This window comes from Mesorhizobium loti (genome assembly GCF_013170705.1).
GTDB classification, from domain to species: Bacteria; Pseudomonadota; Alphaproteobacteria; order Rhizobiales; family Rhizobiaceae; genus Mesorhizobium; species Mesorhizobium loti_D.
Genome location: NZ_CP033334.1, coordinates 2,128,265 through 2,140,783, shown reverse-complemented (window position 1 = coordinate 2,140,783; position 12,519 = coordinate 2,128,265). Strand labels below are relative to the sequence as shown.

Sequence of the window (12,519 nt, the reverse complement as noted above, 5' to 3'; positions counted from 1 at the left end):
GCGGTCATGCCGGGCTCGAATTCCGAATGATAAAGGTCATCGCCATCGCGGTCTGGGTCTGCGCCGCCACGCTCGGCGCGGTCTTCTATTCGTTCCAGGCCGCCGGCGACCGCGGCGTCGGCGAGAAACCCAAGCCGATGCTGGGCGGGCTGGATTACGTCAAGACCGACGTCATTTCGGTGCCGCTGATCCACGATTCCAGGATCGACGGCTACTTCCTGGCCAAGCTCGTCTACACCGTCGAGCCGGAGCAGATAAAGAAACTGTCGATTCCGGCCGAGGCGCTGATCACCGACCAGGTCTACAGCTATCTCTACGCACACCCCCAGATCGACTTCGGCAAGAAGCAGCCAATCGACCTCGACACCTTCCGCGCCGCGATCCGCGACACCGTCAACGCCCGCGTCGGCGCAACCCTCGTGCATGAAGTTCTGATCGACCAGGTCAATTTCCTGAGCAAGGACGAGATCCGCGACAACTGGCTGCGCCGCCGGCAGGATGCCGGCACCACGGCGCCCGAGGCGGCCAAGCCGGTCAGCGCGCACTGAGCGGCACTGGCCGGGCATGGCTGGTCCCGGCACCTCGCCCGGTGCGGCGATAGGAACCAGTCTCCGCAATTCGCGTTGACGTAAACGTCAATCCAAAGCTATATGCGCCTGCGACCATGATCGCGAAGTGCTGCGTGGGCTCCAGCCGGACCGAAATGCCCTGCGCGACAGATGCAACCAGACAGGAGAACAGCGTGAGCGTTCAGGAGATTGCCGAGAAGATCAAGTCGCGCGTGGCCAGCAGCGGATTCGATCGTTCCGTGAAATTCGACACCGGCAGCGACGGCGTCATCGTCATCGACGGCGCGACCGTCTCGAACACCGATGCCCCGACCGACTGCACCATCAAGCTCTCGCTCGACGATCTCGACTCGCTGATCGCTGGCGATCTGAACCCAACCATGGCGTTCATGACCGGCAAGATCAAAGTCGAAGGCGACATGACCGTCGCCATGGCGCTCAGCCAGTTGATCGGCTGAGCCGACTCCATTGCCGCGACGGGCTCATGGCCCACGAAAAAACGCCGCCTTTTCGGGCGGCGTTCTGTTTTGAGCGGACTTGGCGCTCAGGCCGCCATTGTCGGGGCCGACGCCTTCAGCTTGCGGCCGGAAGCCTTCAGCGTCCCGTGCGCGCCGTCGAGCGCGCCGTCCACCAGCTCCAGCGCCAGCAGGCGGTGCCGCTCATAAGGTCCCGGCATCGCGAGCGAACCGGTCCTTTCGGCCGAGAAGCCGAAACGTCCATAGTAGGGCGCATCGCCAACCAGCAGGATCGCCGCGTGACCGAGACGCGCCGCTTCGGCCACGGCATGACGCATCAGCGCCGAGCCTATGCCTGCATTCTTGAGCGACGGATCGACCGCGAGCGGGCCAAGCAGCAGCGCTGCCGGACCGCCCTCGCCCAGCGTGACATCCCACAGCCGCACCGTGCCGACCACGTCGCCCGACGCATCGCGCGCGACGAAGGCCAGGCCTTCCGAGGGCCGGCGGCCACGCCGCAGCTTCTCCGACGATTTGGTCTTGCGCTTCGGCCCCATGGCACGATCGAGCAAGGCTTCGCGCACAGCCATGTCGGCGGCGGTTTCGGCGACCATGGAGAAGGCCGGCGCATGAGCTACGATTTCAACTGACATTTCCATTTCCGCAATCCTTCACGAGCGGAGATCTGTTCCACAAGCGAGACCCGGGTGGACGACAGGCGACCACCTGGGATGATCTGACCGCCTCTCAGCGCACTTTCAGGCGAAGTTGTGTCCGGTTCGCCGTTCGAAAATGCGCTGAGAGAGCGCCGTCAGATCACGTAGGATCGGAGAGGCTCGAAGCCGTTGAACGCGACCGCCGAGTAGGTGGTCGTGTAGGCGCCGGTGCCTTCGATCAGCACCTCGTCGCCGATGGTCAGCGACAGGGGCAGCGGATACGGTGTCTTCTCGTACATCACGTCGGCCGAATCGCAGGTCGGGCCGGCGAGCACGCAAGGCGCGGTCTCCGAGCCGTCATGGCGGGTGACGAGGGGATAGCGGATCGCCTCGTCCATCGTCTCGGCGAGGCCGCCGAACTTGCCGATGTCGAGGAACACCCAGCGCACATTGTCGTTGTCCGCCTTCTTGGAGATCAGCACGACTTCCGACTTGATGACACCGGCATTGCCGACCATGCCGCGACCCGGCTCGATGATGGTCTCGGGCAGCGCGTTGCCGAAATGCTTGCGCAGCGCCGAGAAGATCGCCTGGCCGTAGGCCTGTGCCACCGGCACGTCCTTGAGGTAACGGGTCGGGAAACCGCCACCCATATTGACCATCTTCAAGACGATACCTTCCTCGGCGAGCGTGGCGAACACCTTCTTGGCGTCGGCCAGCGCGCGGTCCCAGGCGGTCAGGTCGGTCTGCTGCGAGCCGACGTGGAACGACACGCCATAGGCATCGAGGCCGAGGCCCTTGGCATGGCGCAGCACGTCGACGGCCATGGCAGGCACGCAGCCGAACTTGCGCGACAGCGGCCACTCGGCGCCTTCGCCGTCGGTCAGCACGCGGCAGAACACGCGCGCGCCGGGAGCGACGCGGGCGATCTTCTCGACCTCCTCGACGCAATCGACCGCGAACAGGCGGATGCCGAGCTGGTAGGCGCGTGCGATGTCACGCTCCTTCTTGATGGTGTTGCCGAAGGAGATGCGGTCCGCGGGCGCACCCGCGTCCATCGCCATCTCGACTTCGGCAACGGAAGCGGTGTCGAAGGACGAGCCCATCGCAGCAAGGAGGCGCAGGATTTCCGGCGCCGGGTTTGCTTTCACCGCATAGTAGATCTTGGAATCGGGCAGAGCCTTCTCGAAGGCGCGGAAATTATCGCGCACGACATCGAGGTCGACGACGAGGCAGGGGCCGGACGGACGTCGGGTGGCGAGGAAGTCGAGGATGCGCTGGGTAGCCATCGGATTCTCCATCACGCCTTTCGGCGCGCACAAGGGTGCGGACGCGGGCTGTCGGCCTCGCGAACACGCGGTCAAACAAAGGCGGGACGAAAATTCCATGGAACCAGCCGGTGGAGACCCCGGAACCATGAAACGCCGTCTCGCGGCGATGAACCTAGCCTTGCCCGGCTTCGGTTCGCTTTGTCTGCCTTGGCTTGGATTGGGAGAACCCCGTTCCGCACTGCCGGCAATGAAGGTGTGCCTCTTCAGTAACCCCGGTCTTTGGACAACCGGCAGAGAACCAGAAAGGCCCGCACCGTCGTTGCTTCAAGGTGTCCTCGGTCTGGCGGTTGGCCGCTAAACCGACTGGAGGGGTTAGCTCCAGTTACCTTACCGATTTCCCTCACCATTCGAGGATCGGCGGACACCCACAGGCACGTGCGACTTTGGGCAAGCGCGATATAGGGGCGAAGGATTTCACAATCAATAAAAATCGTATCGCAGGTTGTAAAATTTCTGGCATCGAACAATGTTGGTGCAACCGTATCCGGATATCGAACGATGACAGGCACGCACGGCCCCTACAACGCCTTCCTCGATCTTCACCAGATGCCGGTGGCCCATGCCGAAATCGGCCCGCTCGCCGGCCTGCGGCTGGCCGTCAAGGACATCTACGACGTTGCCGGCTATCGCACCGGCTGTGGCAATTTGCGGAAGTTCGCCGAAAGCCAAACCGCCTCGCGCACGGCGCCCGCCGTGCAGGCGATTCTCGATGCCGGCGCGCGCTTCGCCGGCAAGACCCAGACCGACGAGCTTGCCTTCGCGCTGTTCGGCCAGAACGCGCATTTTCCGTTTCCGGTGAATCCCGCCGCGCCCGATCGCGTCACCGGCGGCTCCTCGTCGGGGTCGGCATCGGCGGTGGCGGGCAGGCTGGCCGACATTGCCACCGGCTCCGACACTGGCGGCTCGATCCGCGCGCCGGCGAGTTTTTGCGGGCTGATCGGGCTGCGCACCACGCATGGCCGCATTTCGCTCGATGGCACGATGAAGCTCGCGCCAAGCTTCGACACCTTCGGCTGGTTCGCCGACGACATCGAGACCTACGAGACCGTCGGCAAGCTGCTGCTCGGCCGCGATCCGCACCAGCATTCGCTGGACCGCCCGCTGTCGCTCACCTGGCTCGACGAGATGGTGGCGCGCCCCGCGCTGGCCGAATATGCCAGGATGAAGGCCCTGGCGGGCGCGGTTTTTGGTGCCTTGGCGAAGCCGACGACGTACTTCTCCTCTTCCCCTGATGAACTCTACTGGTGCTTTCGCCGGCTGCAGGCCAAGGAAGCCTGGGGCGTGCATGGCGAATGGATCACCAGCGGCGAGCGCGACCTTGGCCCCGGCGTCGAGGAGCGTTTTGGCTTTGGCCGTGCCGTCGATGACCGGACAGCGCAAGCCGAGAAGGTGCGCCGGCTGACCTTTCGCGGCGAACTGGGCGCCCTGCTCGGCAAGGACGGCTTCCTCATCCTGCCGACGGTGCCGGGCCCGGCACCCTATATCGACTCGACGCCGGAGCAGTTCCAGGCCTATCGCGAGCGAGCCCTGCATCTTCTGTGTCTCGCCGGCCTTTCCGGCTTCCCGCAAATCACCTTGCCCATCGGCTCTGTCGCCGGCGCACCGTTCGGCCTGTCGCTCCTTGGCCCTTCCGGCAGCGACGTTGCCCTGATACGGCTCGGCCGAAAACTACTCGACGCAGCCAAGAGGGCCTGAACCATGGACACACTGACCCGCATGCGCGCCTTCATCGACGTCGTCGAGGCCGAGGGCTTTTCGGCGGCGGCGCGCAAGATCGGCCGCTCCAAGGCGTTGCTGTCGAAATATGTGCGCGAACTGGAAGACGAGCTCGGCGCGCTGCTTCTCAACCGCACCACGCGCCAGTTCTCGATGACCGAGGCCGGCCATACCTACTACCGGCGTGCCTCGGAGATCGTGCGCGAGGTCGACAGCCTGGCGGACGCCGTGCGCGAATCCTCCGGCGACGTGCGCGGCAGGATCAAAGTGTCGGCGCCGCGCACTTTCGCCGACGCGCCGATCGGCCAGTCGCTGATCGACTTCGCCAAGCAGCACCCCGACATCGTGCTCGACATCCAGCTCGACGACCGCTTCGTCGACCTGGTCGAGGAGGGCTTCGACCTCGCGGTGCGCATCTCGCGCCTGGAGAATTCGTCGCTGATCGCCAGGCGGCTGGCGCCATTTTCGATAAAACTCTGCGCCTCTCCCGAACTGATCGCCAAGCATGGCATGCCGACGCGGCCCCAGGATCTCGGCCACATGCCCTGCATCGTCGACACCAACGGCCGCGGGCTGAACAACTGGCCGTTCAAGGGCGACAACAACGATCAGCTGAGCGTCGCGGTGTCGGGCCCGATCGAAGTCAACAGCCCGATGGCGGCGCGGGCCGCCGCCATTTCCGGACTTGGCTTCTGCGTCCTGCCGGATTTCATCGCCGCTCCCGATCTCAAGAGCGGCCAGCTGGTGACGGTGCTCGATGACCGAATCCTGTCGGGCGGCGGCATCTTCGCCGTCTACCCGCACCGCCGCTATCTGCCGGCCAAGGTCCGCGTTTTCGTCGACTTCCTGGTGCAGTGGTTCAGGACGCGTGAGATCGCGTGAGCGGCCTCGAATTCTCGCTGCGTGCCTGTCGTTACCTCAAGACCGCCGCGCACCTTTGGGCGACACGCTTTGAGCTTGGCGGGTGTCGTCGCCCCAGAGCCGCTGCGCACTTTTGGGTGACACGCACTGGCGGTCCCAATTTCGCCCCCTTTCTGGTGACCTTCGGTTCCTCTCCAAAGCCAAGGGAATCGCGACCGGGAATGCATCTCAAGCGGCACGCAATCACACTGGCTTCGGCCTTGGTGGCGACCTTTGCCGCCACGGGACCGGCTTACGTGCATCCGCATGTCTTCGCCGAGGCACGCCTCGACGTGATCCTGTCCCCGGATCACCAAAGCGTGAAAGCACTGCGCCATCTCTGGCGCTTCGACGACCTGTTTTCGAGTACTGTCATGATGGAGTTCGACAAGAACTCGGACCTGAAGCTTGACGACAAGGAGCTGAAGGATGTCGCCGACACCGTTCATGCCTCTTTGGCCGAATTCAACTACTTCCAGCTCGTCACGCAGAACGGCAAGGACGTGACGATGGTGCCGCCGCCACACCTGATGGCCAATTTCGACAACGATCAGCTGATCATCCTGTTCGAGTCCGAACCCAAGGAGCCGATCAAGCTGACCGGCACGATCGACATCGGCGTCTATGATCCGACTTTCTACACGGCGATCGACTTCACCGAGGATTCCAACATCACGGTCGAAGGCCTGCCGTCGAATTGCACCAGCAAGGTGATCCGTCCGGATCCGGATGAGGCCATCAAGGAAAACCAGAAGACCCTGACGGATGCCTTCTTCAACGACCCGACAGGCACCGACATGAGCAAGATCTTTGCCACCAAGCTCGAACTGACCTGTCAGCCAGAAGGATGAAGCCGGTGACGAAACCGTCCCTGCGTTTGGCATTCGGCCTGTTGGCCCTCACCTTTGCCGCGATGCATTTCGCCAGCGCCGCGCACGCCCAGAGTTCACTTGGCATCGGCGTCAATGACGGCATGGCGCCGACCACCGGTCCGTTCGCCCACATCCTGATGTGGATCAACCTGCGGCAGCAGGAATTCTACCGCGCTCTCGCGGGCGCCATGAAAGCGATGCGCCAGGATGGCAGCAAGATCTGGATCCTGATCGGCCTGTCCTTCGCCTATGGCATTTTCCATGCCGCCGGCCCCGGCCACGGCAAGGCGGTGATCTCGTCCTACATGGTCGCCAATGAAGTGGCGCTGCGGCGCGGCATCCTGTTGTCCTTCGTCTCCGCCCTGCTGCAGGGCCTGACGGCGATCGTGGTCATGCTGCTCGCCTATTTCGTCCTGCGCGGCACCACCATCTCGATGACAGACGCGGCCTGGTTCATGGAGATCATGAGCTTTGCCCTGGTCACCCTGTTCGGCGCCTGGCTGTTGTGGCGCAAGCTCGGCCCGTCCATCCTGCGCCTGTTCGGCAGGGCGCCCGCCTACAGCCTGTCGGCCGCTCACGCCGGGCATTCGCATGGTGGCCACTCCCATGCAGGGCATTCTCACGCGGGCCATTCCCATGCCGATCATTCGCATGCGGCCCACGGCCATTCGGCGCATGCCCATTCGCACGCGCTCAAGGTACATGACGATCACGACCATGTTCATGACCATTCGCACGACCACGCCGCGCATGACCCCCATCACGATCACGGCGCCCACGATCATGCGCATCACGATCATGCGGATGGCGAGGTCTGCGAAACCTGCGGCCACTCGCATGCGCCCGATCCGGCGCTGCTGTCGGGCGACCGCTTCGACTGGCGCACCGCCTGGTCGGCGGTGGCGGCCGTCGGCATCCGCCCCTGCTCCGGCGCGCTGATCGTGCTCAGCTTCGCGCTGCTCAACGGACTCTGGCTCGGCGGCCTGCTGTCGGTGCTGGCAATGTCGCTGGGCACCGCCATCACCGTCTCGGCGTTGGCAACGCTTGCCGTGACCGCCAAGAACTGGGCGGTGTATTTCGCCGGCGATGGCCGCATGGGCAACCGCATCCATTCGATCGTCGAGATCGGCGGCGCCGCCTTTGTCTTCCTGTTCGGGTTGCTGCTTTTGTCAGCCAGCCTGACCGGCAGCGTCTAGGCCATCCCCATCCCGTAAGAATGGGATGTCAAACTCCTAACCGGGAATCTTGCCGCCCAGCTCATCCTCGATATGCGCCTGGATGATCTCGTCAAAACTCTTCTCGGCGCTGAAGCCGAGTTCTCGTGAGCGTCTTGCCTCGAAGCGGGTCGGCCAGCCCTTGACGATCGCCCAGATCGTCTCGTCCGGCACCTCGCGGATCAGGCCTGCCGTCTTCGGCCCGGCGATGCGCTCCAGCGCCTCGATCTGCTCGCCGACGGTGACGCCGACGCCAGGCATCGTCAGGTTGCGGCGCGGTCCGACGGCGGCACCTTCGATCTCGGCCGCATGGATCAGGAAATTCACCGCCGAGCGCGGACTGGCATGGGTATGCACGACCGAGCGCGGCACCGGCAGGATCGCCTCCTGGCCGCTCAACGGCTCGCGGATGATGCCGGAGAAGAAGCCGGAGGCCGCCTTGTTCGGCTTGCCGGGCCGCACGCAGATCGTCGGCAGCCGGATCCCGATGCCGTCGAAGAAGCCGCGCCTGGAATAGTCTGCCAGCAGCGCCTCGCTCATCTGCTTCTGCGTGCCATAGGAGGTCAGCGGCGTCGGATGGAACTCGTCGGGGATGACATCCGGGAACGGCGCGCCGAACACCGCGATCGACGAGGTGAAGACGACGCGTGGCGCAAAACTCGCCAGGCGGATGGCATCGAACAGCGCGCGCGTACCGTCGAGATTGACGCGGTAGCCAAGATCGAAATTCGCTTCCGCCTCGCCCGACACGATGCCGGCGAGATGGAAGACGACATCCGGTCGCGACGCGACCAGGCTCTCGGCGGCGCCCGCCTCCGCAAGGTCGCCGGTATGGGTGTCGATGCTGACGCCGTCCATGGCCGGGGCCTGCGGTGGCACGATGTCATGCAAATCGAGCGCCGTGATCTTTTTGCCGCGCAGCATGCCGTCCTTGGCCAGCCTGGCGATGAGCTTGCGGCCGACCATACCCGCGGCGCCAGTGATCAGAATGCGCATGTCAGATATCCCTTACTTGCCCTGATTTTTGCGCTGGCTGCGCGCGCGCAGCCAGAACACGAGGAAAAACGCCAGCACGAAAACGATGCCGAAGATGCCGGCCAGCACGGTCGAAAGACTGCCCAGTGCCAGCATCACCGTCGGCAGGTAGAAGGCCGCGATGCCGAACAGAAGCATGATCCACAGCGCGGCAATGGCCGCGTTCCTGGTGTCGCGGTCCATCATGCTGCACCGGGACAGCAGGCGTTCGTCGGGCTGGCTTTCAAACTGTGGAACTCCTGAGGCAAGGCCGATCGATATCAAACGGATCGAACCTAGTGGTGGTGGTCGTGATGCGGGGCCGCATCGTGCCCGTGATCGTGGCCGTCGCCCTCGTCGGCGCATTGGTCGAATTCCGGCTCCACGGTGGCATGGCTGATGCCGTGCTCGCTGGCAAGCCGCTTCTTTATGGTGCTGACCGCCTGATGCGCGTCGACGCCCTCGTCAAGGCAGGCATGCAGCGTGGCCATGTTGCTTGAGCCGTCGATCGACCAGATATGCATATGGTGCACTTCGCGCACGCCCTTCACCGTTACCGCGAGATCACTTGCGATGAGATCCCGGTCGAGGGTTGGCGGCACGCCCTCCAGCAGCACGTGGGCGGCGGCGCGCATCAGCGACCATGCCGTCGACAGGATCAGCAGCGAGACCAGCACCGACAGGATCGGATCGATCGGCGTCCAGCCGGTCGCCAGGATCACCAGTGCCGCCACGATAGCCGCCGCCGAGCCGAGCAGGTCGCCAAGCACATGCAGGATGGCGCCGCGCATGTTGAGGCTCTCGCGGTCGCCGCCATGCAGCACCAGGAAGGAGGCGACATTGACCAGGAGGCCGAGGATCGCCACCGCCAGCATCGGTCCGCCCAGCACTGGCGCAGGCATTTGCAGGCGCCTCCACGCCTCGTAGACGATCCACAGCGCGATGACGAAGATAGCGATGCCGTTGGTGTAGGCCACCAGGGTCTTCACCCGGCCGAAACCGTAGGTGAGTTGTCCGGTCGCCGGTCGCCCCGCAAGATGGAAGGCATACCAGGCAAGGCCGAGCGCGATCGCGTCGGCAAGCATGTGGCCGGCATCGGCCAGCAGCGCCAGCGACCCGGTGAAGAGGCCGCCAAGCGCTTCCGCAACCATGAAGCCTGCCGTCAGGCAGGCCGCGACCAGCACACGCTTCTTGTCGGTAGAGCCGTGCACGTGACCGGCACTGCCATGATCATGGCCGCTGTGGTCGTGGGAATGCGTATGCGCCAAATGGCAAACTCCCGTTGAGCCCCGAATTCAGCTCACGCCCCGAACTGCGAGCGAAAATCCTCGAGCCGCCGCGTCTGCTGGCCGTCGCCATCGAAATTGGCCGGATCGAGCCACGCCCCATAGGCGTTGCGAAGGGCCGGCCATTCCTTGTCGATGATCGAATACCATGCGGTGTCGCGGTTTTCACCCTTGACGATGAGGTGCTGGCGGAAAATGCCCTCGAACTTGAAGCCGAACCGTTCCGCGGCGCGCTTCGACGGTTCGTTGCGGTTGTTGCATTTCCATTCGTAGCGGCGATAGCCAAGATCGTCGAAGACATATTTCATGAACAGGAACTGCGCTTCCGTCGCGCCCGGCTTGCGCGAGATCAGCGGCCCCCAATAGATGTTGCCGATCTCGATGACGCCGTAAGCGGGATCGATGCGCATCAATGTCTGGCGTCCGGCGACCTTGCCGCTGGCCTTGTCGATGACGGCAAAGAACAGCGGATCCTCGCTGGCCTCGACCTTGTCCAGCCAGGGTTGGAAGGCGGCGCGGGTTTCCGGCGGATAGTCGGGCAGCCAGGCGAAGCGGCCGTCGACGTCGGACACGGAAGACGCTTCATATAGCCCATCACCGTGCCTTGCGGCGCTCAGCGGTTCAAGCCGGACATATCGACCGTCGATCGCCTTGCGCTCCGGACGCGGGCGTGGCTGCCAATTCGCGAGATTTTCCGACACCGAAGACTCCAATCCGTTTGACTTTTGCGGGCCGAAGCTCACAAAAACACGACCTCACAGCAAGAACCACATGGACGGGAAAAATGCTCCACACGATTTCGGCCTTCGACCGTCTCGGCGAGGAAAATGCCTTCGCGGTGCTCGCGAGGGCGACGGCACTTGCCCAGCAGGGCCGCGACATCGTCAATCTCGGCATCGGCCAGCCGGACTTCAAGACGCCGCAGCATATCGTCGAGGCGGCGATCAAGGCGCTGCGTGACGGCCACCACGGCTACACGCCGGCCAACGGGCTTTTGGCAACGCGCGAGGCAGTGGTTCGCCGCACGCTGACCACCACGGGCGTCGAGGTTTCGCCCGAGACGGTGATGATCCTGCCCGGCGGCAAGCCGACCATGTTCGCCGCCATCCTGATGTTCGGCGAGCCCGGCGCGGAAATCCTCTATCCGGATCCGGGCTTTCCCATCTACCGCTCGATGATCGAATTCACCGGTGCCGCCCCCATTCCTGTGCCGATGCGCGAGGAAAACGGCTTTGCCTTTTCGGCCGAAGAAACGCTGGCGCTGATCACACCGAAGACCAGGCTCTTGATCCTCAACTCACCAGCCAACCCGACCGGCGGCGTCACGCCGCGTGCCGAGATCGAAAAGCTGGTCAAGGGACTGGAGAAGCATCCCGATGTCGCGATCCTCTCCGACGAGATCTACGATGTCATGACCTATGACGGCGAGACGCATTGCTCGCTGCTCGGCTATCCCGAGATCCGCGACCGGCTGATCGTGCTCAATGGCTGGTCCAAGACCTGGGCGATGACCGGCTGGCGCATGGGCTGGTCGATCTGGCCGAACGGCGACAAGGGCGCGCATCTCTACGACAAGGTGCGCAAGCTGGCGGTCAATTGCTGGTCCTGCGTCAACGCGCCGAGCCAGTTCGCCGGCATCGCCGCCATCGACGGCCCGCAGGACGACGTCGACACCATGATGCGCGCCTTCGACCGCCGCAGGAAGGTCGTCGTCGAGGGCCTGAACGCCTTGCCAAACATTTCCTGCATCACGCCCAAGGGCGCATTCTATGCCTTCCCCAACGTGTCGAAGACCGGCTGGAAGGCAAAGAAGCTGGCCTCGGCGCTGCTCGACGACGCCGGCGTGGCGCTGATCGGCGGCCCCGATTTCGGCATTCTCGGCGAAGGCTATGTCAGGCTCTCCTACGCCAATTCCGAAGAGAACATCTTGCGCGCTCTGGAGCGGATCGGGGCGTTCCTGGCCAAGTAGGCCTCAAGGCAGGCCGGAGCCATTTCCGGATGGCTTGCGGCGGGCCGCCATGTCGATGTCATGATCCGTCCGGAGGCTCACGGCCAAGACTGTGCGTCCATGTCTGGAACGGTTACGGTCCCGAGATCAGGATCGAACCGGGATGCCCTAGATGTTTTATGCAATCCTTGCCTATCACGTGGAAGACGCGATCAAGGCGCTGACGCCGCAGGAAGACGCGGCCCTGATGGCCGAACTGCTCAAGATCAACACCCGGCTTCATGAGGAAGGCACTCTAGGACCGTCCGCGCGTCTGGGAGCGACACAGGACGCCTGCACCTTGCGCGGCCCTGGCGACGGCGTGATCATCGACGGCCCGTTCGCCGAGACCAAGGAACAGTTGCTCGGCCTCTATGTCGTGGACTGCGCCGCGCGGGACGAGGCAATCGCGATCGCCCGCGACCTTCGCCGCGTCAATCCGACCGCCGTCTACGAGATCAGGCCCATTCTGCTCTTCAAGCCGGGCGTACCACTGGCGGGAAAATGAGGTGGCGAGAG

14 protein-coding genes are annotated in these 12,519 nt (G+C 64.1%); 8 read left to right on the top strand and 6 right to left on the bottom strand.

Annotated features, from left to right (window positions below; genetic code table 11):
* The first annotated feature begins 26 nt into the window (after positions 1-26).
* Together EB815_RS10445 and EB815_RS10440 are read left to right on the top strand one after the other, a co-directional pair.
* On the top strand, positions 27-548 hold the full coding sequence (locus EB815_RS10445; RefSeq protein WP_056578326.1) for a hypothetical protein: 522 nt from the start codon (positions 27-29) through the stop codon (positions 546-548).
* 194 nt (positions 549-742) lie between these two features.
* A complete protein-coding gene (locus EB815_RS10440; RefSeq protein ID WP_013529756.1) occupies positions 743-1,027 on the top strand; it encodes an SCP2 sterol-binding domain-containing protein in 285 nt (94 codons plus the stop codon).
* 86 nt (positions 1,028-1,113) lie between these two features.
* On the opposite strand, the gene EB815_RS10435 is transcribed toward EB815_RS10440, so the two are convergent.
* Positions 1,114-1,683: a GNAT family N-acetyltransferase gene (locus EB815_RS10435; protein ID WP_056578328.1), complete on the bottom strand. Its 570-nt coding sequence runs from the start codon at positions 1,681-1,683 to the stop codon at positions 1,114-1,116.
* Positions 1,684-1,835: 152 nt separating this feature from the next.
* Positions 1,836-2,969 (bottom strand): ornithine/lysine decarboxylase, encoded by a 1,134-nt coding sequence (odc2, locus tag EB815_RS10430; protein ID WP_056578400.1) that lies wholly within the window; start codon positions 2,967-2,969, stop codon positions 1,836-1,838.
* A 540-nt stretch (positions 2,970-3,509) separates the two neighbouring features.
* On the opposite strand from odc2, the gene EB815_RS10425 reads away from it, so the two are divergent.
* The 4 genes from EB815_RS10425 (at position 3,510) to EB815_RS10410 (ending at position 7,695) form a co-directional block, all read left to right on the top strand.
* Positions 3,510-4,706 (top strand): amidase, encoded by a 1,197-nt coding sequence (locus tag EB815_RS10425; protein ID WP_056578330.1) that lies wholly within the window; start codon positions 3,510-3,512, stop codon positions 4,704-4,706.
* A 3-nt stretch (positions 4,707-4,709) separates the two neighbouring features.
* A complete protein-coding gene (locus tag EB815_RS10420; protein ID WP_056578331.1) occupies positions 4,710-5,609 on the top strand; it encodes a LysR family transcriptional regulator in 900 nt (299 codons plus the stop codon).
* 200 nt (positions 5,610-5,809) lie between these two features.
* On the top strand, positions 5,810-6,478 hold the full coding sequence (locus tag EB815_RS10415; protein ID WP_056578333.1) for a DUF1007 family protein: 669 nt from the start codon (positions 5,810-5,812) through the stop codon (positions 6,476-6,478).
* Positions 6,475-7,695: a nickel/cobalt transporter gene (locus EB815_RS10410; protein WP_056578335.1), complete on the top strand. Its 1,221-nt coding sequence runs from the start codon at positions 6,475-6,477 to the stop codon at positions 7,693-7,695. Before EB815_RS10415 ends, EB815_RS10410 begins: the two co-directional genes overlap by 4 nt.
* A gap of 36 nt (positions 7,696-7,731) precedes the next feature.
* On the opposite strand, the gene denD is transcribed toward EB815_RS10410, so the two are convergent.
* The 4 genes from denD to EB815_RS10390 form a co-directional block, all read right to left on the bottom strand.
* Complete coding sequence (gene denD / locus EB815_RS10405) at positions 7,732-8,709, bottom strand: D-erythronate dehydrogenase (RefSeq protein WP_056578337.1); 978 nt, start codon at positions 8,707-8,709, stop codon at positions 7,732-7,734.
* A gap of 12 nt (positions 8,710-8,721) precedes the next feature.
* A complete protein-coding gene (locus EB815_RS10400) occupies positions 8,722-8,934 on the bottom strand; it encodes a hypothetical protein (RefSeq protein WP_081295203.1) in 213 nt (70 codons plus the stop codon).
* A gap of 89 nt (positions 8,935-9,023) precedes the next feature.
* Positions 9,024-9,995, bottom strand: a complete 972-nt coding sequence (locus EB815_RS10395) for a cation diffusion facilitator family transporter (RefSeq protein WP_056578338.1) — start codon at positions 9,993-9,995, stop codon at positions 9,024-9,026.
* Positions 9,996-10,027: 32 nt separating this feature from the next.
* Positions 10,028-10,714, bottom strand: a complete 687-nt coding sequence (locus tag EB815_RS10390) for a GNAT family N-acetyltransferase (protein WP_056578405.1) — start codon at positions 10,712-10,714, stop codon at positions 10,028-10,030.
* Positions 10,715-10,797: 83 nt separating this feature from the next.
* On the opposite strand from EB815_RS10390, the gene EB815_RS10385 reads away from it, so the two are divergent.
* Positions 10,798-11,982 carry a pyridoxal phosphate-dependent aminotransferase gene (locus EB815_RS10385; protein ID WP_056578340.1) on the top strand — a complete coding sequence of 395 codons (1,185 nt, stop codon included), beginning with the start codon at positions 10,798-10,800 and terminating at the stop codon, positions 11,980-11,982.
* 151 nt (positions 11,983-12,133) lie between these two features.
* Positions 12,134-12,508 carry a YciI family protein gene (locus EB815_RS10380; RefSeq protein WP_056578342.1) on the top strand — a complete coding sequence of 125 codons (375 nt, stop codon included), beginning with the start codon at positions 12,134-12,136 and terminating at the stop codon, positions 12,506-12,508.
* The last annotated feature ends 11 nt before the right edge of the window (positions 12,509-12,519 follow it).